General features: G+C 59.1%; 23 protein-coding genes and 1 tRNA gene. 13 read left to right on the plus strand and 11 right to left on the minus strand.

The window, feature by feature from the left end:
- Positions 1 to 280: 280 nt before the first annotated feature.
- From JK213_RS13850 to JK213_RS13865, 4 genes are all read left to right on the plus strand, one after another.
- A complete protein-coding gene (locus JK213_RS13850) occupies positions 281 to 907 on the plus strand; it encodes an HAAS signaling domain-containing protein (protein WP_211571752.1) in 627 nt (208 codons plus the stop codon).
- A 73-nt stretch (positions 908 to 980) separates the two neighbouring features.
- A complete protein-coding gene (locus tag JK213_RS13855) occupies positions 981 to 2,144 on the plus strand; it encodes an aminotransferase (protein ID WP_194262966.1) in 1,164 nt (387 codons plus the stop codon).
- A 41-nt stretch (positions 2,145 to 2,185) separates the two neighbouring features.
- Positions 2,186 to 3,649 (plus strand): metalloprotease TldD, encoded by a 1,464-nt coding sequence (gene tldD, locus JK213_RS13860; RefSeq protein WP_099285890.1) that lies wholly within the window; start codon positions 2,186 to 2,188, stop codon positions 3,647 to 3,649.
- A gap of 39 nt (positions 3,650 to 3,688) precedes the next feature.
- Entirely contained in the window at positions 3,689 to 3,898 is a 210-nt protein-coding gene (locus tag JK213_RS13865; RefSeq protein WP_194262965.1) for a hypothetical protein, read from the plus strand.
- Between the two features lie 6 nt (positions 3,899 to 3,904).
- Here JK213_RS13865 and JK213_RS13870 read toward each other — a convergent pair whose 3' ends face one another.
- The gene (locus JK213_RS13870) at positions 3,905 to 4,210 is read right to left on the minus strand and encodes a YggT family protein (RefSeq protein ID WP_194262964.1); all 306 of its coding nucleotides are present in this window, start codon (positions 4,208 to 4,210) and stop codon (positions 3,905 to 3,907) included.
- Positions 4,211 to 4,354: 144 nt separating this feature from the next.
- Here JK213_RS13870 and JK213_RS13875 point away from each other — a divergent pair.
- Positions 4,355 to 4,430 (plus strand) — tRNA-Ala (locus JK213_RS13875).
- Positions 4,431 to 4,596: 166 nt separating this feature from the next.
- Here the strand turns inward: JK213_RS13875 and JK213_RS13880 are convergent.
- On the minus strand, positions 4,597 to 6,864 hold the full coding sequence (locus JK213_RS13880) for a glycosyltransferase family 2 protein (protein ID WP_228125579.1): 2,268 nt from the start codon (positions 6,862 to 6,864) through the stop codon (positions 4,597 to 4,599).
- A 102-nt stretch (positions 6,865 to 6,966) separates the two neighbouring features.
- On the opposite strand from JK213_RS13880, the gene JK213_RS15950 reads away from it, so the two are divergent.
- Entirely contained in the window at positions 6,967 to 7,155 is a 189-nt protein-coding gene (locus JK213_RS15950) for a hypothetical protein (protein ID WP_249200656.1), read from the plus strand.
- 288 nt (positions 7,156 to 7,443) lie between these two features.
- Here JK213_RS15950 and JK213_RS13885 read toward each other — a convergent pair whose 3' ends face one another.
- The 8 genes from JK213_RS13885 to JK213_RS13920 form a co-directional block, all read right to left on the minus strand.
- Positions 7,444 to 9,096, minus strand: a complete 1,653-nt coding sequence (locus JK213_RS13885; RefSeq protein ID WP_194262963.1) for a glycosyltransferase family 39 protein — start codon at positions 9,094 to 9,096, stop codon at positions 7,444 to 7,446.
- Positions 9,097 to 9,169: 73 nt separating this feature from the next.
- The gene (locus JK213_RS13890) at positions 9,170 to 9,937 is read right to left on the minus strand and encodes a glycosyltransferase family 2 protein (protein ID WP_194262962.1); all 768 of its coding nucleotides are present in this window, start codon (positions 9,935 to 9,937) and stop codon (positions 9,170 to 9,172) included.
- A gap of 4 nt (positions 9,938 to 9,941) precedes the next feature.
- Positions 9,942 to 10,442: a F0F1 ATP synthase subunit B gene (locus tag JK213_RS13895; protein WP_194263005.1), complete on the minus strand. Its 501-nt coding sequence runs from the start codon at positions 10,440 to 10,442 to the stop codon at positions 9,942 to 9,944.
- Between the two features lie 10 nt (positions 10,443 to 10,452).
- Positions 10,453 to 11,013 carry a hypothetical protein gene (locus JK213_RS13900; RefSeq protein WP_194262961.1) on the minus strand — a complete coding sequence of 187 codons (561 nt, stop codon included), beginning with the start codon at positions 11,011 to 11,013 and terminating at the stop codon, positions 10,453 to 10,455.
- Between the two features lie 8 nt (positions 11,014 to 11,021).
- Positions 11,022 to 11,249 (minus strand): ATP synthase subunit C family protein, encoded by a 228-nt coding sequence (locus tag JK213_RS13905; protein WP_024717170.1) that lies wholly within the window; start codon positions 11,247 to 11,249, stop codon positions 11,022 to 11,024.
- 82 nt (positions 11,250 to 11,331) lie between these two features.
- The gene (locus JK213_RS13910) at positions 11,332 to 12,081 is read right to left on the minus strand and encodes a F0F1 ATP synthase subunit A (protein WP_099287307.1); all 750 of its coding nucleotides are present in this window, start codon (positions 12,079 to 12,081) and stop codon (positions 11,332 to 11,334) included.
- A complete protein-coding gene (locus JK213_RS13915) occupies positions 12,059 to 12,427 on the minus strand; it encodes an AtpZ/AtpI family protein (protein ID WP_194262960.1) in 369 nt (122 codons plus the stop codon). The genes JK213_RS13910 and JK213_RS13915 overlap by 23 nt, the downstream gene beginning before the upstream one ends.
- A gap of 143 nt (positions 12,428 to 12,570) precedes the next feature.
- Positions 12,571 to 14,094: a vitamin B12-dependent ribonucleotide reductase gene (locus JK213_RS13920; protein WP_194262959.1), complete on the minus strand. Its 1,524-nt coding sequence runs from the start codon at positions 14,092 to 14,094 to the stop codon at positions 12,571 to 12,573.
- Between the two features lie 197 nt (positions 14,095 to 14,291).
- Here JK213_RS13920 and mlaD point away from each other — a divergent pair, with 197 nt between their 5' ends.
- From mlaD to JK213_RS13950, 6 genes are read left to right on the plus strand one after another with little or no spacing between them, the layout of a single operon-like run.
- The gene (gene mlaD / locus JK213_RS13925; RefSeq protein WP_062030554.1) at positions 14,292 to 14,816 is read left to right on the plus strand and encodes an outer membrane lipid asymmetry maintenance protein MlaD; all 525 of its coding nucleotides are present in this window, start codon (positions 14,292 to 14,294) and stop codon (positions 14,814 to 14,816) included.
- 3 nt (positions 14,817 to 14,819) lie between these two features.
- The gene (locus tag JK213_RS13930) at positions 14,820 to 15,062 is read left to right on the plus strand and encodes a hypothetical protein (RefSeq protein ID WP_194262958.1); all 243 of its coding nucleotides are present in this window, start codon (positions 14,820 to 14,822) and stop codon (positions 15,060 to 15,062) included.
- Entirely contained in the window at positions 15,059 to 15,739 is a 681-nt protein-coding gene (locus JK213_RS13935; protein WP_194262957.1) for a DUF2155 domain-containing protein, read from the plus strand. Before JK213_RS13930 ends, JK213_RS13935 begins: the two co-directional genes overlap by 4 nt.
- A 48-nt stretch (positions 15,740 to 15,787) precedes the next feature.
- A complete protein-coding gene (gene otsB, locus JK213_RS13940; RefSeq protein WP_211571754.1) occupies positions 15,788 to 16,510 on the plus strand; it encodes a trehalose-phosphatase in 723 nt (240 codons plus the stop codon).
- Positions 16,498 to 17,841: a trehalose-6-phosphate synthase gene (locus tag JK213_RS13945; RefSeq protein WP_194262955.1), complete on the plus strand. Its 1,344-nt coding sequence runs from the start codon at positions 16,498 to 16,500 to the stop codon at positions 17,839 to 17,841. The genes otsB and JK213_RS13945 overlap by 13 nt, the downstream gene beginning before the upstream one ends.
- Entirely contained in the window at positions 17,838 to 18,347 is a 510-nt protein-coding gene (locus JK213_RS13950; RefSeq protein WP_194262954.1) for a disulfide bond formation protein B, read from the plus strand. The genes JK213_RS13945 and JK213_RS13950 overlap by 4 nt, the downstream gene beginning before the upstream one ends.
- 9 nt (positions 18,348 to 18,356) lie before the next feature.
- Here the strand turns inward: JK213_RS13950 and JK213_RS13955 are convergent, their stop codons facing one another.
- Complete coding sequence (locus tag JK213_RS13955; RefSeq protein WP_198945444.1) at positions 18,357 to 18,527, minus strand: DUF1328 domain-containing protein; 171 nt, start codon at positions 18,525 to 18,527, stop codon at positions 18,357 to 18,359.
- Positions 18,528 to 18,692: 165 nt separating this feature from the next.
- On the opposite strand from JK213_RS13955, the gene JK213_RS13960 reads away from it, so the two are divergent.
- Positions 18,693 to 20,726: an NAD(+) synthase gene (locus JK213_RS13960; RefSeq protein ID WP_194262953.1), complete on the plus strand. Its 2,034-nt coding sequence runs from the start codon at positions 18,693 to 18,695 to the stop codon at positions 20,724 to 20,726.
- Positions 20,727 to 20,742 lie beyond the last annotated feature (16 nt).

Below are 20,742 nucleotides of genomic sequence, written 5' to 3' on the forward strand. Positions count from 1 at the left end.
AGCCTTGGGCGCTGCGGCCTTTGCGGGACGGCGCGCCGGAGCGGCCTTCGGTTTCACGGTAGAGGAAGTGGGGGCTTTCTTGGCCATCGATCTGTCGCCTTGCATCGTGTAAACGGCTGCAAAACGATTAAGCGACAAATGCCCGTCTGTCGAGTATGGGAAATTACGCCATTCTGCGGATTTGAGGTAGAATCTTGCGGAAGCGGATCAAAGCTTTCCACGTCTGGTCCGGAACTTGCATGCAAAGAGGGCAGCGAGACTCTTTTTGGGAAATATCCTCATGACCCGTGCTGCCGAATCTCTGGATGGCTGGAAAGACAGTGATCTGCTGTCCCTGCCGGTTGAACGTTATCTGCATGAATTCAGGGGCGGCCTGCTGAGCCTGCCCGAGAGCGAGCGGGATCTGATTGTTTCTGAAGTGCGGGCGCAGGTTGCAGCGCAGGCGCGGCTGGGCGATGGGGCCGTACAGGCGCTTTTGGAAAAGCTGGGAAAGCCGGACAGGCTCGCCGCACGCTTTACGATCCGGCATGAACTCTCTGTTGGGGTACAGCAGTCCAATCCGTTTGCTCTGCTTTGGGTGCTGCTGCGACTGGCTGCGGGAAGCCTTTTGGCGTTCACAGGTGGCCTTGTTGTCATTGTGTTCGGTCTGACGGGGCTTCTGCTCACGGCGATGCCTGCGTTGCGGTTTTTTGTTCCGCAGGACGTGTTCGTCAGGAATGAGGGCCTGTTTACGATCACGGTTACGACAGGTGGTGCACCGAAAAATGCCATTCCACTTTCATGGGAAGCGGCCATTGTGTCCTGTGGTGTCGGGATTGTTCTGATCGTGCTGGCAATGCTTCTGATGCGAGGGCTGGGGCAGGTCCTGCTACGTGATATGCGTCGGAAAACACGGATGCAGGACTGAAAGGCTTTTCAGCCCAGCGTTGGCCTGCAATGGTGAGGGACTTTGTGTTTTTCGTGTGCTCTGGACCTCATCAATGAAAACTCCGAATCAGTATCTTGCGGGTCTTCCGACGACCATTTTCACGATCATGTCCCAGCTTGCCGTGAAGCACGGAGCGATCAATCTGGGGCAGGGGTTCCCGGATACGGAGGGGCCGCAGGATATTATTCAGGTGGCTGCGGAGGCGCTCCAGGACGGGCGTAACCAGTATGCGCCGCTGACGGGACTGCCTGAGCTGCGCGAGGCTGTGGCGTCTTCCAACCGGCGTTTCTATGGGCTGGAGGTTGATCCGGCGACGGAAGTGGTTGTGACATCCGGGGCGACCGAAGCGCTGGCGGCTTGCCTCATGGCGGTGGTGGAGCCGGGGGATGAGGTGGTGGTGATCGAACCGCTTTATGACACCTATCTGCCAGCGCTCAGGCTTTTGGGAGCCGTTCCGCGCTGTGTGCGGCTTCAACCGCCGCACTGGTCTTTGCCGGAAGCGGAACTGCGGGCGGCGTTTGGACCGAAGACCAAGGCGATCATGCTCAATTCGCCGATGAATCCGTCCGGGAAGGTTTTTGTCCGCGAGGAGCTTGAACTGATTGCGGATCTGGTGCGGGAGCATGATGCGTATGCGATCTGCGATGAGGTTTATGAGCACCTGACGTTTCACGTGAAACACATGCCCCTGATGACGCTGCCGGGAATGCGGGAGCGGTGCATGCGGATTGGGAGTGCGGGCAAGAGTTTCTCCCTGACGGGATGGAAAGTCGGCTATGTGACCGCGCCGGCCGCTCTGGCATCCGTAGTGGCCAAGGCGCATCAGGTTCTGGTGTTCGCGACCGCGCCGAACCTTCAGCGGGCCGTGGCTTATGGGCTAAACAAGGACGAGAGTTACTATCAGGCTCTGTCCGCCCAGATGGAAACGCAGCGGGATCTGTTGCGGGACGGTCTGCATCGTCTGGGCTTTGAGACATTGCCCGCCGATGGGAGCTATTTCATCGTGGCAGATATCTCGCGTCATGCGGACGGACGTAATGATGTGGATTTCGCGTGCTGGCTGGTTGAGCATGCGGGCGTTGCGACGATCCCGGTCTCAGCCTTCTATGATCCTGAAGGGGATGCGCCGCCGCAGAACCTGATCCGGTTCGCATTCTGCAAAAAGCCCGAGATCCTGTCTGAAGCCTTGAAACGGCTGCAAAAAGCCCTTTCTTAAAAGCTCAGTTCCGTCACCCGTTTTCTGTCTGGAGATTTTTCATGTCTGTTGCTGCTGATGCTCTGGGCGCTCTTGCGACGACCGATGCCCTGTTTTTCGGGCGGCCTGATTCAAAGCTGACCCGCGATGACGCCAAGGCGCTCGTTAATCGGGGGCTTGAGGGTGTGGATGACGGTGAGCTTTTTCTGGAATATCGGGAAAACGAGAGCATCAGTCTGGATGACGGGACGATCCGTTCGGCCAGTTTCAACACGTCTTCAGGTTTCGGTTTGCGGGCTGTTCTGGGAACGGAGACGGCATTTGCCCATGCCGACGATATCAGCCGCGACGCTCTGGCGCGGGCCGTCAGCACGGTCGGCGCTGTTCGGCAGGGACGGAGTGGTGTGATGGCGCCGGGGCCGCAGGCGACGAACCAGCGGCTTTATGGAGACTCCCGTCCGCTTGAGGGAACGGATTTTGCGGCCCGGGCTGCGGTTCTGAGCGAAATTGATGCCTATGCGCGGGGGCTGGATTCCCGTGTGGTGCAGGTGAGTGCCGTGCTGAGTTCCGAATGGCAGGCGGTGCAGATCATGCGTCGGGCGGATGCCGGGGGCGATGTTGCGGATCTGCGGCCTTTGGTGCGAATGAACGTGTCGGTCGTTGTGGAAAAGGATGGCCAGCGCGAGAGCGGAAGCTGTGGTTTGGGTGGGCGGTACGAACTGGACCGTCTGCTGGCTCCGGAAACATGGCGGGATGCGGTCGATCAAGCGCTGAAACAGGCCCTGATCACGCTGGATGCCGCGCCGGCACCTGCGGGTGAGATGGATGTGGTGCTTGGTCCGGGCTGGCCGGGCATTCTGCTCCATGAAGCCGTAGGCCACGGGTTGGAAGGAGATTTTAACCGTAAAGGGACGTCATCCTTTTCGGGAATGATCGGCAAACGTGTGGCCTCTCCGGGTGTGACAGTGGTTGACGACGGAACACTGCCCGAATGCCGGGGATCGCTCAGTGTTGATGACGAAGGTACGCCGACGTCCCGGACGGTGTTGATCGAGGATGGCATTCTCACGGGTTATCTTCAGGATCGTCTGAATGGCCGTCTGATGGGGACGAAATCGACCGGAAACGGGCGCCGTCAGTCCTATGCTCATGCTCCGATGCCTCGCATGACCAATACGCTGATGCTGGAAGGGAGTGCCACGACGGACGAGATGATCCGTTCGATCAAACGGGGCCTCTATGCCGTGAATTTTGGTGGTGGGCAGGTTGATATCACGTCGGGGAAATTCGTGTTCGCGGCTTCGGAAGCCTATCTGGTGGAAGACGGGAAAATCATCCGTCCGGTCAAGGGGGCGACCCTGATTGGAAATGGGGCGGATGCCATGAACCAGATTTCCATGATTGGGTCCGATGTGGCGCTTGATCCGGGGATTGGAACTTGCGGTAAGGCTGGTCAGGGTGTGCCGGTGGGCGTTGGTCAGCCGACCCTGAAAATTTCGGGTCTGACGGTAGGTGGTACGGGCTGATCCGGAAAATCTCGGTCGGAGAGGCGAAAGCAATCAGCGATGGGACATAATTACGCAAAGCCGTTAACGGCTGAGGCCCGCATGGAACGGGTTTTCTCCCGCCTTCCTGAGGACTGGACCGTCAAAATGGAGCGCCAGCGGGGAGAAAAATGGGCGGTCCTGATGCAGCGTCCGGACGGGATGCTGCATCAGGAAACCGCTGATAGCCTTATTGAGGCGCTGGAAGAGGTGTGGCGCGCCCTGAGATAAAAGCTCTTAGAAGCTGCTCTGGGTTGCGAGCATGAAAAAGATCCGGTTTACGGCGGGATAGACCAGAAACTGGATCAACAGCAGGACCACCATGGGCGCAAAATCCACGCCACCTGTGTTGGGCAGGATACTGCGGATCGGCGCCATAACAGGCTCGACGATCTTGGCCAATGTGTTGAAAATGGAATAGAAAAAGCGGTTGCGGATATCGAGGATGCCGAAACCAAGCAGCATCGACAAAATGCAATACGCCAGAAGAATCCATACGAAAGCCTGGATCAGCATCAGGATAATGGTGTGCAGGGCAACCATGCAAAAAACCTCGTCGAATGTCGGTTAGGGCAGCCGAAAGGCCGGTCGGAAAACGCTTGTAGCCATAGCAATAGCACAGAACAACATCCTGCGCTCAGGTCTGCTTGACAGCGTGAAGGAAGAGGAGAACTATCGTTCAACCGTGGGGCTGTAGCTCAGATGGGAGAGCGCCTCGTTCGCAATGAGGAGGTCAGGGGTTCGATTCCCCTCAGCTCCACCACGGTTCTCTCTCTTCTTTAAATAAAGCAATGTGCGAAAATTGCTTTTTCCTGTCGCTGACCCGTCCGGAAATGCGTCTTCGATTTTCAATATAAAACAGGCCATATGCTGCACGATGTTTGCGCAACATATGGCCTGTCGGGTTTATTGATCAGGGAAAATCGTTGTTATTCAGCCGATGTGGCAGCGGCAGGCTTTTTGGTTCGGGTTTTAGTCTGAGTTTTTCTCGTCGCGGGCTTTTCCGTGGCAGGAGACACCTTTTTCGGTTCAACCGTGAATATCGGGGCGTCCCAGAGAGGGCGAATTTTCTTTCTGGAAGACGCGAGAGGGGGATAACGCGTTTCGTCCACGCCCGGGATTGTCAGATCATAAAAGACCTGTCGATCGAGGGTGAAATGCGGGTTGTAAAATGGGTCCGTACGGAGCGTTTTGCCCCATTTTTCAATCATGAACTGCGTTTCGTGGAAGAAGCGGCGCTCTGTTGAAGGGCGATCGTCGCTGCCGCGGCTCAGGCTTTCATGATGCTCTGCACAGAAGTCAGGTGTCCAGATGACCTTGTAACCAGCGTCGCGAACTTTCAGGCACAGATCGATATCGTTGAACGCGACTTTGAGATGTTCTTCATCAAAGCCTCCAACCAGTTCGAAGGCCGGACGACGGATCAGCATTCCGGCTGCGGTTACAGCCGAAATTTCCTGTGGGAAGTAGGCACGACCGGCATAACCGCCTTCGTTTCGCGGGATGCCGACATGGGCATGGCCGGCGACATCACCGATCCCGAGAAGGACTCCGGCGTGCTGGACGGTCTGATTGGGATAAACGAATTTACCGCCAACGATTGCGACCTGCGGATCTGCGAGAGCTTCGTTGACCAGAATTTCGAGCCAGTTTTCCTGTTCAACAAAGACATCGTTGTTGAGGAATAGAAGAAAATCAGACGCTTCGTCTTTTGCCGCGAGATTGTTGATGCGGGAATAGTTGAAGGGCTCCTTGACAGTCAGAATCTCGACATTGGGAATCTCGTCGACTTTTTTTGCAAAAGCCTCTGCCTCTTTCGTGATCGACCAGTTGTTGATCAGAATGACCTTGTAATTCGGATATCGGGTATATTTCTGGATGGCATCCAGGCATCGCTCGGTGGTGGGAATTTCATCCTTGTAAGGGATGATGATCGTGACCGACGGAGACTGATTGAACTGCCAGTCCACTGTGTAGAGTGTCATTCCCATTTGGGAATCGACATTGGCAGGCAGATTACGACGTTCAAGGTGATCGTTCACGGCCTTGATGCCCGCATCAATGGCGTAACGCTTATTGCCAATGTCGGAGGCTGTAGAATTGGCGGTGATGCGCCAGTGATACAGAATTTCGGGGACGTGATGGATTTTCTCAGCGGGAATATGCTCGGAGGCGCGGAGCAGGAAATCGTGGTCCTGTGCGCCGTCATAGTCCTTGTTGAGGCCGCCGACTTTCTGCAGGGCAGAATGACGGATCATCACGAAATGGCAGACATAGTTGACGCCGAGAAGAAGCCGGTAGTTCCAGTCGGTCTTGAAGGCGGGTTCCCGGTAATAACCGCTGGCGTCAATTTTATCTTCGTCTGAATAGATCAGATCGGCGCGGCTTCTCGTCGCTTCCCGCAGCATGTATTCGACAGCGACATCTGCAAGCAGATCATCATGATCGAAGAATGCGACCCATTCACCCTGAGCAGCTTCGAGGCCCGCATTGGTCGCAATGCTGATGCCGCCATTCTTTTCTTGGAATATTGGCTTGATGCGAGGGTCAGCCTTGGCAAAATCTTCGATGACGGCGCGCAGCTCGGCATTTTTGCTACAGTCATCAACAAGGATGAGTTCCCAGTTCTGCCACGTCTGGGCACGGACACTTTCGATAGCTGCTGTGAAATCCGTAAGATCCGGATTCCAGACCGGGCAGACAATACTGACCAGTGGGTCTCCGGCGATAAGATCATTATCGCGGGTGCGATCGACATATTTTCGCAGAACCGGGAAGTAGGCCGTTGCCCAGGAATGATAATCGGCAATGGTAAATCCGGGTTGGGGAAGAATTTCCCGGACCTTGCGACGCAGACGGGTCAATTCCACATGTAGAGCGTCAATCTGATCAATCACGTCTATAATTAGAGATTCGTTTGCGTCCGTAACAAAACTGGTCAGGCAGGGGCTGTTGGTCACTTCCAGCATGTCGGGCAGGACGTAGAAACGGAATTCTTGCTCGTAGGGTTTGCGATACAGATCCGGCGGCGAAAACTGGAAACCGCAGTAGGGATCGCAGGACAGCGCTTTTCCGACGTCCCCACGATATCTGTTGGCTTCGATTTGGGCAATTTTCTGACCATTGCAGGTCACGAGAATTTGTTGGTTTCCCTTCCATCCTTCAATGTCGTTGCCGCAGACAACCCAGCCGCTCAAGGCGCCTTGTTTCAGACCATCGACAAAGGAACGTGTTTCTACCGGAAGCCTGCCAGAGAATGAGATATGCTCCAGCTTCTGATTTTGTGAGTAGAGTTCAATTTGTTTGAGGCGGTTTTTGAAGGTGATATTATGTTTTTCGCCATCCAGAAGGCTGGGAGGCATTGGTATCTGGAAGCCGGTATTTTTGGATGGAATGCCGGAAGCGTGAACATCGTCACGCAGATCTGTACAATGGAACTGAAGAAATTCCTGACCATCTGCCAACGCGTGAAGGAATACAGGCTGTGACGGATTTTCAGTATCTGTTGCCCATCCTCGGATGCCATGAACAGAAAACTCATCAATCTGGCAGATAATCATTAATTTTCCCCTGACAAGTTATTAATATTTTAATTCTGAAATAGTATTTCAATCCTAGAATAAAAACTGTCGCCTTCAAAGACTTAGTCCAGATGATTTTTTCTCATCAAATATCGGAGTGTAAGGCATGAAAAGCTCCAGTACCATGATACGCGAGACGTGCCATTAAGATCCCGTATTTTCTCCAGTGCCGTCTGAATTTTAGAATGTGCGGGTTTATCGAGGCGCAAAAAGCCCTAAATCAAGATGGTGCCCGTTTGAATAATTGACGCCTTGGAGGCGACCATATTCAACACTATCGAGGCCATATTTGGTTAAGGCTTTATTAAACGCGGCCTCATCGCGGCGATCAATCAACGCCAGACTACATTGTGGATGGTCGTGTAGATACTCTGCGGCGGCTGCTGGCCCGATAAGTTGGGTGTTGGGACCCGCAAGAAAGACAAGACTTGGTTCTGAATAAGATGAAGACACGAGGATGCTGTTCGTGCAAGGGCGAACATTCTCGAAAAGGTCAGCGATTCTGGGGCTGAGACGGATAGTCTGTAGGTTAGGGATAACCCCCAGAAAGAGACCTGCATGAGCGATGACGGCGGCGCCCATGGCGCAGAAGGCGGCCTGTTTGCGCTCCTGTTTCAGCAGCATTACGACGGCGCCGAGCATCAATGGCAGGGCGCCACCCAGCGCGATAAGGGCTGAGGGAGAGACTTTATGTTCAAGGCTATAGAGCGCGACACTCCCAGCGAAACAGAACGCGAGACCGATAATCGTCCACAAGACGCCGTAAGCACCAAGCAGGGCTTTGGCCCATCGCGGGGTTTTGGGAATGGGCCAGAGCATCAGACTGGCTGCGGTGAGAATGGCAATCGCCGGATAGGTTGGCAGGACGTAGTGGGGGAGTTTGGTCGCGATCAGTTCGAACACCAGCCAGTGGGGAAGAATCCAGCTCAACAGGAAGCGGACCTGTGGCAGTTTTCTGTTCTTCCAGACGGACGGGATGGCGAGGGCGGCGAAAAGCGATCCGGGCCAGAAGGCCAGTCCGAAGACCAGAAGGTGAAAGCCGGGGGGAAGCCCGTGGGCTTCCTGACCATGAGCCACCTTGCCAAGAAAGTTACGCCCGACCGCGCGGGCAAAGAAGTCTCCGCCGCTGATGACTTCAATGGCGACGCACCAGGGAACGACGACGGCAAGCATGATGAGCCAGCCCCAGCGGGGGCGAAGACGAGACCACCATGACCGGTCGCGCTCCATCAGCCACAGGGCCAGCGGGGTACCGAATCCCGGAATGAGGACGACGGGGCCCTTGAGCATGAGGCCCACACCCAGAGCGAGCCAGTAGGCAATGGCCACCCGGAGATGCGTTGGGCGATTTTTCTGCCGATCTGTAAAGGCGCATAAAAGCGCGGCCTGAATGCAGAGGATGTCGAGCAGCAGGACGGTGTCGATGGTCGCCATATGGCTTTCGGCGACGAACAGGGTAGAGACCATTAACAGGCCAGCGGCCATCAGGCCGGTGGGACCTCCGAAGAGGGTCGCGCCGATCCAGGCTGTTAACGGTATGATCGTCGCTGCGGCGAGCAGGCTTGGAATCCGGTACGGCCAGGTTTTGCGTAGAACGGAAGGACCGAAGATTTTTTCTGCTGCTGCTGTTGAGGCTGCTTCCAGCCAGTAGATTCCGGCCGGTTGCAGATAGCGTGGCTTGTCCTGAAAGCGGACGTCGATGAAGTTGTGCGAGAGGAGCATCTGTTCCGATGCTTCCATGTAGCGCGGTTCGTCCCGATCAAGCGGCGGAAGTGTCGTGCGGCCTGGTAGGGCGAGCAGAAAGGCCAGAAGCCCCAGAAAAGCATAATGCCGGAGTTTCAGGGTCATGGGCACTCTCCGCGCCGTTCTGTCAGGCCGGACGTGCGGCAGGGAACCGCGGCAGCGGGACCCGGTGACGGTTTCAGTGTTCGGTCAGGTGATCGGGCAGGTGCGTGCGGTTCTGGAGCCACATGACGCCCAGAAGGTCACGGATTCCCACGAGAGCCCGGTTGAAATTGGTATATTTCGAGCTGCCATGCAGTCTGGCGCGATGCTGGACTTCGATGCAGATCAGAGGCGCGCCGTAATGTCCCAGCAGGGCGGGTAGGAAGCGGTGGACGCCTTCAAACTGTGGGATTTTTAGAAAGAGGTCGCGCGGGAAGAGCTTGAGCGGTGCGCCTGTATCGGGGCAGCCGTCGTTCAGGAGGCGACGGCGCAACCCGTTTGCGAAGCGCGTGGCGATCCGGCGGGACAGACGGTCATTGCGCTTGCGCCGGACGCCCACCACCAGAGGCGGTGCACCTTGCGTCGATGTTGCACGCTCCAGCATTGTCAGAATGGCGGAAGGGTCATCCTGCCCGTCGCCGTCAATGGTGGCGATCCACTGCCCGTTGGCAGCAGTAATGCCGGTCCGGAGGGCGGCTGATTTTCCGAGGCGCTTCGGATGGCTGATGATGCGTAGGCGGGGCAGCAGCGTTTGCCGGGCTTCCAGAAGCTTTTTGACGGTGGCGTCTGTGCTGCCGTCGTCAATGGCCAGAATTTCTATTGAAGAGTCGGCACCGAAGGTTTCGGCCAGTTCCTGACAGACGGGGAGGATGTTATCCGCCTCGTTCAGAACGGCCATGACGACGGAAAGCCTTGTGGGCTGTCCGTCGTCATGAAAGGAACCTTGCACCGTGGAGGTGGGCATCGGATCAGGCAGCGGAGCGCCGAAGGGCTTCCGGCAGGCTGTTGATGCTCTGGTCGAGCAGGCTTGATGCGATGTCGGGGCTTTCCGTCAGGCGGGTCGACACGACGTCTCGGGCTGCGGCGACTGCGATCTGGGCAGCGCGATCCTGAATTTCACGGATGGCCGAGCGTTCGGCTGCGTGAATCCGATCCTGCGCCATTTTCTCGTAGCGGGCTGCGGCGGCTTCGGCGTCCTTGCGGGCGCGTTCTGCCAGACCGGCGGCTTCGGCCTCGGAGCGTGCAAGCATGGCCTGTGTTTCGGCCAAGGTCTTTTCACGCTCGCGGGTGGCATCTTCCAGCATCTGCTCGGCTTCGCGACGCAGGCGGGCTGCTTCGTCGAGGTCGTGGCGTACGCTTTCAGCGCGGGCGTCCAGATGGCCGGTGATGGCGATCCAGAGCTTGCGCCCGAAAATGACGAAGAACAGGACGAAGGCGAGGGCGGTCCAGAACCGGGGATCGTGGAACATCATCGTCTCCTTAGGCGCTGACGCGTTTGACGGCGCTGGCGACAGTCTGTTCGTCCTGCGTGCCGATCAGACGCGCAACCAGATCCTGTGTGGTGCTGGTAGCGATCTCGGACAGGCTGGACAGGGCCTGTTCACGGGACTGGGTGATTCGGGTCTCGGCGTTTGCGATCTCGGCTTCGAGACGCTTGGCCGTTTCCGCAGCGTGAGCATCCGCGCTGGCGCGGGCTTCGCTCTGGATCCGCTCCACATGGGCGCGGGCCTGCTCGGCTGCTTCATGACGGGCGCTGAGGAGTTCCGCGCTGGCGCGGTCAGCCTCGGCTTTTGCCTTGCGGGCAACATCCAGATCGCTCTGGATGCGGGTCCGACGGTTGGTCAGGACCCGTTCGACACGCGGCAGTGCGAAGCGGCTCAGGCCGAGATAGAAGCCGCCGAAAATAACGGCTCCCCAGACGACCTGTCCGATCAGCAGCGGATCGTGAAAGTTCAGCTGTGGCATGCCCGCAGCCACGGCACGGCCCGGCACGGCCGCAAGCGGAGCGGCGAACAGGAAGAGGCGTGGCGTACGGTACATGTTCGACCTCAGGCGAACAGGATCAGGAACGCGATCAGCAGGGCGAACAGCGCGACGGCTTCCGTCAGCGCGAAGCCCAGCATGCCGATGCCGAAGACATGCGGACGCGAAGCCGGGTTGCGGGCAACCGAGCTGATCAGCGTGGAGAAGATGTTGCCGAGACCCATGCCGACGCCGGCGAGGGCGAAAACGGCAATACCGGCACCGAGGTCACGGGCGGCCTGGGCGATGCTGATGCCGAATTCGTGAGCGGCTTGAACGTCCATTGTCAGGTTCCTTGTTGGGTCGATTAAAGGGTTAGTGCGAAGCTGGTGTGGCTCAGTGAGCGACGGCCTCACGCAGATAGATGCAGGTGAGGATGGCGAACACATAGGCCTGCAGCACACCCACCAGCAGTTCGAGGGCCGTCAGCGCGATGTTGATCGCGATCGGGGCGATGGCCAGAACATGGCCGAATGCGCCCAGACCGGCGAGCATGATCGTGAAGCCGGCAAACACTTCCAGAAGCACGTGACCCGCCACCATGTTGGCGAAAAGTCGGATCGACAGGCTGACCGGACGCGAAAGGAAAGAAATGAGCTCGATCGGCACCAGCAGCGGAGCAAGCCAGACAGGCGTTCCAGCGGGCAGGAAGTGCTTGAGGAAGCCGACACCCTGAAAACGGATGGAAGCAAGGATCGAGATGACGAACACCATGATGGCCAGACCGAAGGTCACAGCGATATGGCTGGTGTACGTGAAGGCGAAGGGCAGCAGACCGAGGTAGTTGCCGGCCAGAATGAAGAAGAAGATCGCGAAGACGAACGGGAAGAACGTTGCGCCGTTTTCGCCGATCGTGCTGACGGCGAGGTCATGCACGAAGTCGTAGCTGATCTCGGCAGCGGCCTGAAGGCGACCCGGCACAACGGCGGCAGGACGCATTCCGACATACAGAAAGACGAGAACGATGGCGACGGCGATCAGCATGAACAGCGGTGACTGCGAGAACCGCAGGGCTTCTCCCAGATGCCCGAGAACCGGATGGAGCTCGAACTGTCCGAGCGCGTCAATCGTCGATCCGGCTGCCACGCTGGCTTCTCCCGTCATCTTTCGGTCCGGACACCATGTCCGAATCCTTCAAAACCCGCCAGACATTCAACATGCCGGCACCACATCCCACCAGGGCGAAGACGGACAGGAACAAAGCCCTGTACCCGAACCAGTGACCCAAGGCGTAGCCTATGGCTACACCGACCGCGAGCCCGGCCACAAGGTCGGTTCCCACGCGGATCGCCAGTCCAAGGGATGACATGGAACTTTCATCATTGCCCGCATCGGTTACGGCGAATTCCCCTGAGCGGGGATCGAGCTTCTGACGGGCGCGCTTGAGGCGTTCGTCGAAGTTTCCGTCGTTACCGGCAGGGGCGTGTCCCATGAGATCTGATCCCTTACCCTGTACGCATCGTTTTCACCCGGTCATTCAACCGGATTCCTTCTCAGCGCAGGCGCTAGCTACCGGCGAGTCCGTTGACTGTCAATGTATTCTGCTCGCCCGAGCCTCTGAAACCCGTTTTTGTCCTAGCTGACCAGTTTTAGCCGCCGTCCCCGGTCTTTCCATTCCGGAATTTCGCCGGAGCTGCGTCCGAACGGAAGCATGGGGGCGGGGTCTTCCGAACTGGGTTCAAGGCGCGGGGCGTCGGGCATGGGCTGACCCAGATAGGCGTCCGACAGTGTGCGGAAGGCATAATCCAGCATTGAGGTCGCATAGGCGGTGGAGGGATCGCCTTCCACGGTGCCTGCGGGGCCGAAGCGCGTATAAGCGAATCGCTCCACGAAGGATTCCAATGGGGCGCCATATTGCAGGCCGATGCTGACGGCATGACCCAGGCAGTCCATCAGGCCACGGGCCATGGGGCTTTCGCGGGGCGGGGTGATGCTGATTTCGCCGAGCGTTCCGTCTTCGAACTCGCTGGTGCGCATGAAGAGGCTGTGCCCTCCCACTGCGGCACGCTGGGTGAAGCCGGTCTGGCGCATCGGAAGCGGACGACGCACGCCGCGGGCCAGTCTGGCCTGAAGGTCGGCGAGATCAGGTTCGGGAACGGCGGGCAGGAAATCCACGGCGTTTTTGAGGGCCGCATGCATGGCGCCCTGTGCTTCGGGGCGAACGGACGGCAGCGGGGTTTCGCCCGCCAGCGCCAGTGCCAGTGCGGATTCGGGCGTCAGGCCGCGGCAGGCTAGTCGGGCCAGCGTGGAGGCGCGCAGATGTCCGTCTTCGCGCAGAGGGGAGAAGGCCGGGGCGAGGCCGCAGGTCTCCACGCCCAGAAGGCCCTCGGTCGGACCGGGAGAAGAAAAGCCGGTTTCGATCGGGCAGAAGTGCCGACCATCGTCCGTGTTGTAGGCCGAAGCGGCGGCGGCGCGCAGGTCTGTCAGCGGGGATTCCGGGATGGCGGGCGGCGGCAGTTTCGTTCCGGCGCGGGCAACCGTGGTGGCGAGTGCTGACAGGGCGCGGGCCGCATTCCGGGCGTCGTCGCTGTCATAGTCGAGGCCGAGGGCCGCCAGGCAGGCGTCCAGATCGGTCAGCAGGACCAGGCCTGCAGCTTCGTCTTCAGGCTTCGCAGGCAGATCAAACAAGGGCAGCTCGCCAGTGCGTTCAATCCGTGTCGCGGCATGAAGGCGGCGCAGGGCGTCGCATGCCAGACGCAGGCAGGCGACGAAATGTTCCGTGGCGAATCCGGAATCCTGCACGAAGCTGGACAGGCGGATGGTGAAACCCGGCGCTTCGTCCGGCTGGCACTGCCACAGCGCCGTATTGGGTGCCATCTGCTGCATCAGCAGAAGATAGGACAGGCTACGCCCCGGAGCGGGGGTGTTCGCCGGGGTGCCGGGCAGAGGCGGGCACGCGTCGATCGTGTCCACCCAGCGCGCGGCTTCCGCGGCCAGTCTGACCGGCCCGCCGTTCAGGGTGATGCGCGCAAGGGCCTGCGCGGCCTCGTCATCCCAGGCAGCGGGAAGGGTGACGGAGCGCATGGCGCTGTCGTCGGGGTCGGTCATGACCTGAAGCGTCCTCATGCGAACGCCGGTCCAGTGAAGGCGAGCTGTCATGACGTAAATCTACGCCCTGCGCCGGTTGGCCCGTAAGCCGGAAAAGGGCCTCTAGATGGGCGCTAATGGGTGGGAACATGGGGATATGGGGGATAACATTTTTCCTACGCCTGATCGGAACGATTTCTGCGGGGGGATTGGACGTGGGAAGCGGAGTCGGGTAGTGCAGGAAGGATGATTTTCACGAGGGTATTGTCATGACCGCTGTTACGGTCCGCCATGACCGGCTGGAGCTTCTGGCCGGGTTCGCAGTCCTTGTCTGCCTTGCGGGACTTCTGGTGGCGGCGATGGTCGGGCATCATCAGGGCAATGACGGAGGCTATCCGGTTCATGCCTCGTTCAGTCAGATTGACGGGCTGAATGTGGGGTCGGATGTGCGTCTGGCCGGAATTACCGTCGGGCATGTGACCGGCACGACGGTCGATCCGAAGACGTTTCAGGCGCAGGTGACGTTCACGCTGGCGCCCGATGTGAAGCTGCCCACGGATTCCGCTGCGATCGTGACGTCTGACAGTCTGTTGGGCGGCAAATATATCGCGCTGTCTCCGGGTGGGGCGGATTCGCTGGTAAAGCCCGGCGGTGTCATGACGGAAACTCAGGGCTCCATCAGTCTGGAGCAGCTTCTGAGCAAGTTCATCTTCTCCGTGACGGATTCTTTGCAGAAGAGCCAGAAAGCTGCTGCGTCCAAGCCGGCTGCGGGCAGTCTGTCGGACGAGCCCTGAGCCATGACGCAGGCGCGTGAGGGTGCTTTTCTGTGGGTCGACCATGAGGGGAACCCTGTGTCCTGCGTGGAGAAAGTGCAGATCCTGCGCGAGAACGATGCGGAACTGCGTCAGGCTCTTCAGGATGCTTTTGAAGACGGGGTTCTGATGGGGGTTGCGCCACAGGCGATGTTGCAGACGTTTCAGGCCATGCTGTCGGATCTGAAAAATCCTTTGCAGGAGCGCTCCGGGGGAAAACCGTCATGATGAAGCGGTATGTGGGTGTCGCATTGCTGTGTGGCGCGGCAGGGTTTTTGGTGTCCGGTGCAGCGCAGGCTGCGGTGGGTGTCGCGCCTCCGGCCATGTATCCGGCTGCGACCTGGCAAGGCCAGTCACAGGCGGTTCTGCGTGTGCTGGATCGACTGGACGGTCATCTGGAGCTTCTGACGGTTCCGGTTGGCGGGAGTGCGACCTATCGCAGTCTTGCTGTTGCAGTCGAGGCCTGTGTGACCCGGCCGCAGACGCTGGCGACGGATGCTGGTGTTCTGCTGCATCTGAAGGACAGCAGCGATCCTCAGCGGCCATCTTTTGACGGGTGGATGCTGGCGCAGGAACCTTCTGTCGCAACTTATGGCAGCCCTTTGTACGATGTGCGCGTTGTGTCGTGTGCGGGTGTGCCGACGGCACCGCAGGCGGGTCCTCTGCCTGTGGTGAAGGCTCCCGTGCTCGCCGGTGCGGAGGTTCCGGTGGAAGAAGGCGGCGATGCTCCGGCATCCCCGCCCGGCTCCCCCTCAGGTGGTCCTGTACCGCTTGCTCCGGACAGTCATAATCCCATTCCGCTCGCACCGACCTCCGGTGCGGTACCGTCTCTTGCTCCGGCTGCGCCAGCGCAATCGTCGGGGCAGCCGTTACCGCCTCCTCAGGCCGATCCCGGTCTCGAATAAGGTTGGATGGGGCGGAATGACCCAGAAACAGGAAGAAATGACAGCTTCATGATTCAGGTTCCCTTTTCTCCGTCCCGGGCGGCTCTGCTGCTTGATTTCGACGGAACCCTTGTCGATATCGCTCCTACTCCTGAAGGCGTGCGTGTCCCAGAAGGGCTGACGGTCGATCTGCTGCGGCTGCGCGAGATGCTCGATGGTGCGCTGGCGATCATCACGGGACGCCCCATTGCCCAGATTGATTATTTTCTTCCGGGGATTCCTTATGCTGTGGCAGGGGAACATGGTGTTGCGGTGCGCCCGGCGCCGGATCAGGATGTGCGCCAGCGTGCGCTGCCTCTGGTGCCGTCTGACTGGACCGAGAAAAGCATGGAACTTGCTGCTCGGTATCCCGGGGCCAGCATTGAACACAAAAAAGCTGGAATGGTGCTGCATTATCGCCAAGCTCCCGAGGCGGAATCGGCGTTTCGGGATCTGACGTCGGTCTGGCCCGTGGAAAGCCACGGGTTTCATCTTCAGGACGCGCAGATGGCCATCGAGCTTCGGCCTCTGGGAATCGACAAGGGCAAGGCGCTTGAGGAACTGATGGCGGAGCCGCCTTTCAGGGGGCGTCTTCCGCTGTTTGCCGGCGATGATGTCACAGACCGGGATGGGGTGAGGGTTGCGCGCCAGATGGGTGGTGCGGGCTGGCTCATTCCTGATGATTTTCCAGATGCGGCCACGTTTCGGCGCTGGCTGCACGAGCTTTCGGAGGGACGCGGATGGGGCGCCTGATCATTGTATCGAACCGCACACCCGCTCCAGGGGAGCGGACACAGCCTGCGGGCGGGCTGACGGTTGGCCTGTATGATGCTGTCCAGACGCGTGAGACTGTCTGGGTTGGATGGTCGGGTCATCAGCATGCGGATGCGGCTGATCGTCCTGTCCAGCGCGAGCAGGTTGGGAATGTCAATTATGTGACGTTCGACCTGACGCAGAAGCAGCATGACCGGTTCTATCTGAATTTTTCCAATGGTGTGCTCTGGCCCTTGTGTCATTACCGCACCAATCTGATCCGCTACACGCGCGAGGACTGCGACGTCTATTACGAGGCGAACCGGGTTTTTGCGGATCGGTTGATCGCACTGCTGGAGCCGGGTGATACGATCTGGATCCATGACTATCATCTGTTCCCGCTGGGCCAGATGCTGCGTGACAGGGGGGTGACGGGACGCATTGGATTTTTCCTGCATATTCCGTTCCCGCCTTGGAGCGTGGCGCGGCTTTTGCCCAAGCTCGACATGCTGCTGACCGGTCTGGCGGCCTGTGATCTGATTGGTGTTCAGACGGTCGAGGACGAGGCCAATCTCAGAGGGTGCTTCGAGGCCTATGGGCTGAAAGCTGCTGTGAAGGCTGTACCGATCGGGATTGATCCTGTGAGTTTCCGCCAGCAGGCGATTGAAAGCGCGGTCTCGGACGAGGTCGTGAAGATCGTCGATACGCTGGAAGGGACGCGGCTGATTATCGGGGTGGACCGGCTGGATTATTCCAAAGGTTTGCCGGAGCGGATGAAGGGATTCGAGGCTCTTCTGAAAAACTATCCCGAGCATCGCGGGCAGGTGACGTTCCTTCAGGTCACGCCGGTATCACGGGGTGGCGTGGAAAGTTACCGGCTGCTCAAGGAAGAACTGGACGGGCTGGTCGGGACGATCAATGGTGCTTATGGCACGCCGGACTGGGTGCCGATCCGCTATACGACCTGGCCGATCGGGCGCGATATTCTAGCGGGTCTGTACCGGATGGCGGATGTGGGGTTTGTCACGCCGTTGCGCGATGGCATGAATCTGGTGGCCAAGGAGTTCATTGCGGCTCAGGACGAGGAAGATCCCGGCGTTCTGGTGTTGTCGCGGTTTGCGGGAGCGGCTCCGGAAATGCCTGAGGCGCTGCTGATCAATCCGCTGGATGCCGAAGGCATGGCGGATGCGCTACATATTGGCCTGACCATGGACGTCAAGGCTCGTCATGCGGCATGGTCGGCGATGTATGAGGAAGTTTCCCGCAATACCGCAGGAAGCTGGTCCAAGCAGTTCCTTGATAGTCTGGAGGAAATCCGTTCGTGCCCATGAACAGACCACGCCGCCCCGTTTCCACGACTGCGTTGGGTGGCTTTTATGTTCTGGCCGGAGCGGTGGCGCTTGGGGTTGTCTGGTTTGCCGAACAATGGCTGAAGCTCGCGCCCTGCGAGCTTTGTCTGTGGGAGCGGCGTCCGTGGTGGGTGCTGATCGGGATTGGCGTTGTCACAGCTCTGCTTCCGAGGCGTTATGCGCGATATATGGTTTTTGCCGGGCTTTTATGCCTTATGACCAGCATTGGTCTGGCCGTGCTGCATGCAGGTGTGGAACACAAGTTCTGGCCAAGTCCCGCGCCTGAATGCCGTGCCCCGTCTTTTCACGGAGGTAGTTTCAAGGACTGGATGGCGGCGATGCCCGCCCGGCCGAACAAGCCATGTGATTCGCCGGATTATCTGTTCGGGCTGCCCGTTTCCATGACGGAGCTGGGTGGTCTGTATGCTGTCGCGGTTTTTGTTATTGCCCTGATCGGGAGCGTCCGTATGGGACGCTCCCGACGCTGAGAGCTGTGCTCAGAGGCGTGTGCCGCGTCCGCGGCCGAAGATGAGGCTGATGACCAGCAGCACCAGGAAAATGAAGAAAAGGATCTTGCCGATATAGGCAAAGTCTGCCGAAATTCCGCCAAAGCCCAGCACCGCAGCAAACAGGGCCAGGATCAGGAAGGCAATGGTCCAGCGTAGCAGGTCCATGAGATGTCTCCTTTGTCAGTCGCGCCCTCCGACGGAGAAGCGGGGTTTGAAAAGGTGAACGGCGGCGGGATGAATGGGTTCATTTTCGCAACATCCGTTTTGTGTGGGAGCCGGGTGCTGGACTCCTGTTGTTCGTAAAGCCGCCACCGGAGGATCGCCATGACCCTGTTCCGCTCTTTGTATCATCAGGGGTTTGCACGGATCGCAGCCTGTACGCTGCCGGTGACGCTTGCTGATCCGCTGAAAAACGCGGAGCGGACGTTGGGCGTTTTGCGGGACTGTGACCGGCAGGGTGTGGCGGCGGTGGTTTTCCCTGAACTGGGGCTGACGGGCTACACGCTGGATGATCTGCGGTTTCAGGACGTGGTTCTGGACGGAACGCTTGAGGCGCTTCGGCGTGTTGTCGCGGGATCGCGGGATTTGTTGTCCGTTGCGGTGGTGGGGGTGCCGCTGGTGCGGGACGGTCTGCTCTATAATTGTGCGGCGGTTGTGCACCGGGGGCGGGTTCTGGGTGTGGTGCCGAAATCGCATCTGCCGCGCTATAGGGAGTTCTACGAGCCCCGGCACTTCACGTCCGGGCTTCGGACTACGGGGAGCATTCGCCTGTTTGGGGAGGATGTGCCGTTCGGTGCGGATCTGCTGTTTCAGGCGGAGGATGTTCGTGGGCTGACGCTCGGCGTGGAAATCTGTGAAGATCTGTGGGTGGCGTCTCCGCCGAGTGGAAAGCTGGCGGAAGCGGGCGCGACGGTCATTCTCAATCCGTCCGCCTCTCCCGTGACGATCGGGCGGACGGATGACCGGTCTTTGCTGTGTCAGGCGCAATCCATGCGGACGCTGACGGCCTATGCTTATGCGGCGGCAGGCGAGGGAGAATCCACGACGGATCTGGCGTGGGACGGTCAGGTTTCACTTCATGAGGGCGGGCGGCTTCTGGCGCAGTCGGACCGTTTTCCGCAGGGCGAGCGGCTGGTTGTGGCGGATGTGGATCTGGATCTGTTGCGGCAGGAGCGGATGCGGACGGGGCAGTTCGGACAGGCGGGGCAGGAGTTCCGGACTGTCGGGTTCATGCTCCAGCCTCCGATGACGGATCTGGGGCTCAAACGGGACGTTGTGCGGTTTCCGTTTGTGCCGTCCGATGCGCGTACGTTGGCGCGGGACTGTTACGAGGGCTGGACCATTCAGGTCAGTGCGTTGCGGCGGCGATTGCAGGCCAGTGGCGTGCAGCGGGCTGTGATTGGGGTGTCAGGCGGACTGGACAGTACGCTTGCGCTGCTTGTGGCGGTGCGGGCGGCGGATGAGCTTGGCTGGCCGCGGACGCATGTTCTGGCCTACACGATGCCCGGATTTGCGACGGGAAGTGAAAGCCGCTCTCTGGCTCATGCGCTCATGAAGGCGCTCGGTGTTGAAGTGAACGAGCTGGATATCCGGCCCACGGCGCAGACCATGCTGGCGGGAATCGGCCATCCCTTTGCGGAAGGGAAGCCGGTTCATGACATCACGTTCGAGAACGTGCAGGCGGGGTTGCGGACCGATTTCCTGTTCCGGATCGCCAATTACCGCAATGGAATTGTGATCGGGACCGGCGATCTGTCGGAATTGGCGCTGGGGTGGTGTACTTACGGCGTGGGGGACCAGATGTCTCATTACAATGTCAATGCCGGGATGCCGAAGACGCTGATCCAGCATGTCATCCGCTGGCTGGCGCGTGAGGGAAAACTGGGCGAAGGGGTTGGGCCGGTTCTGGAGCGGATCGTCAGTGCGGAGATCACCCCCGAACTGGTTCCCGATACCGGGCAGGGTGTGCAGAGTACGGAACAGACGATCGGGCCGTACCCGATTCAGGATTTTACGCTCTTTTACATCCTGCGTTATGGGTTCCGTCCGTCACGGATCGCGTTTCTGGCAGAGGTCGCCTGGGGTGATGTTTCTCGAGGAGACTGGCCCGCGCATTATCCCGAAGACCGAAAAATCTCATACGATCTGGCGGAAATCAGGCACTGGCTGGAAGTTTTTCTGCGGCGGTTTTTCGGGACGAGCCAATTCAAGCGGTCGGCCATGCCCAATGGTCCGAAGCTTGTAGCGGGAGGGTCTCTCTCGCCACGGGGAGACTGGCGCGCGCCCTCTGATGGGACCGCAACGGCCTGGCTTGAGGAGTTATGGGATAATCTCCCCGAAATGAACACAGCTCTGTGAACTTTTGGGAGGAATG

This window comes from Gluconobacter sp. Dm-44, assembly GCF_018256175.1.
Classification (GTDB): domain Bacteria; phylum Pseudomonadota; class Alphaproteobacteria; order Acetobacterales; family Acetobacteraceae; genus Gluconobacter; species Gluconobacter cadivus.

Bases quoted from the DNA above. Each gene is read 5' to 3' on its own strand.
- JK213_RS13850 (WP_211571752.1), top strand. From the start codon at position 281: ATGACCCGTGCTGCCGAATCTCTGGATGGCTGGAAAGACAGTGATCTG.
- JK213_RS13855 (WP_194262966.1), top strand. From the start codon at position 981: ATGAAAACTCCGAATCAGTATCTTGCGGGTCTTCCGACGACCATTTTC.
- tldD (WP_099285890.1), top strand. From the start codon at position 2,186: ATGTCTGTTGCTGCTGATGCTCTGGGCGCTCTTGCGACGACCGATGCC.
- JK213_RS13865 (WP_194262965.1), top strand. From the start codon at position 3,689: ATGGGACATAATTACGCAAAGCCGTTAACGGCTGAGGCCCGCATGGAA.
- JK213_RS13870 (WP_194262964.1), bottom strand. From the start codon at position 4,210: ATGGTTGCCCTGCACACCATTATCCTGATGCTGATCCAGGCTTTCGTA.
- JK213_RS13885 (WP_194262963.1), bottom strand. From the start codon at position 9,096: ATGACCCTGAAACTCCGGCATTATGCTTTTCTGGGGCTTCTGGCCTTT.
- JK213_RS13890 (WP_194262962.1), bottom strand. From the start codon at position 9,937: ATGCCCACCTCCACGGTGCAAGGTTCCTTTCATGACGACGGACAGCCC.
- JK213_RS13895 (WP_194263005.1), bottom strand. From the start codon at position 10,442: ATGTTCCACGATCCCCGGTTCTGGACCGCCCTCGCCTTCGTCCTGTTC.
- JK213_RS13900 (WP_194262961.1), bottom strand. From the start codon at position 11,013: ATGTACCGTACGCCACGCCTCTTCCTGTTCGCCGCTCCGCTTGCGGCC.
- JK213_RS13915 (WP_194262960.1), bottom strand. From the start codon at position 12,427: ATGGGACACGCCCCTGCCGGTAACGACGGAAACTTCGACGAACGCCTC.
- JK213_RS13920 (WP_194262959.1), bottom strand. From the start codon at position 14,094: ATGACAGCTCGCCTTCACTGGACCGGCGTTCGCATGAGGACGCTTCAG.
- mlaD (WP_062030554.1), top strand. From the start codon at position 14,292: ATGACCGCTGTTACGGTCCGCCATGACCGGCTGGAGCTTCTGGCCGGG.
- JK213_RS13930 (WP_194262958.1), top strand. From the start codon at position 14,820: ATGACGCAGGCGCGTGAGGGTGCTTTTCTGTGGGTCGACCATGAGGGG.
- JK213_RS13935 (WP_194262957.1), top strand. From the start codon at position 15,059: ATGATGAAGCGGTATGTGGGTGTCGCATTGCTGTGTGGCGCGGCAGGG.
- otsB (WP_211571754.1), top strand. From the start codon at position 15,788: ATGATTCAGGTTCCCTTTTCTCCGTCCCGGGCGGCTCTGCTGCTTGAT.
- JK213_RS13945 (WP_194262955.1), top strand. From the start codon at position 16,498: ATGGGGCGCCTGATCATTGTATCGAACCGCACACCCGCTCCAGGGGAG.
- JK213_RS13950 (WP_194262954.1), top strand. From the start codon at position 17,838: ATGAACAGACCACGCCGCCCCGTTTCCACGACTGCGTTGGGTGGCTTT.
- JK213_RS13960 (WP_194262953.1), top strand. From the start codon at position 18,693: ATGACCCTGTTCCGCTCTTTGTATCATCAGGGGTTTGCACGGATCGCA.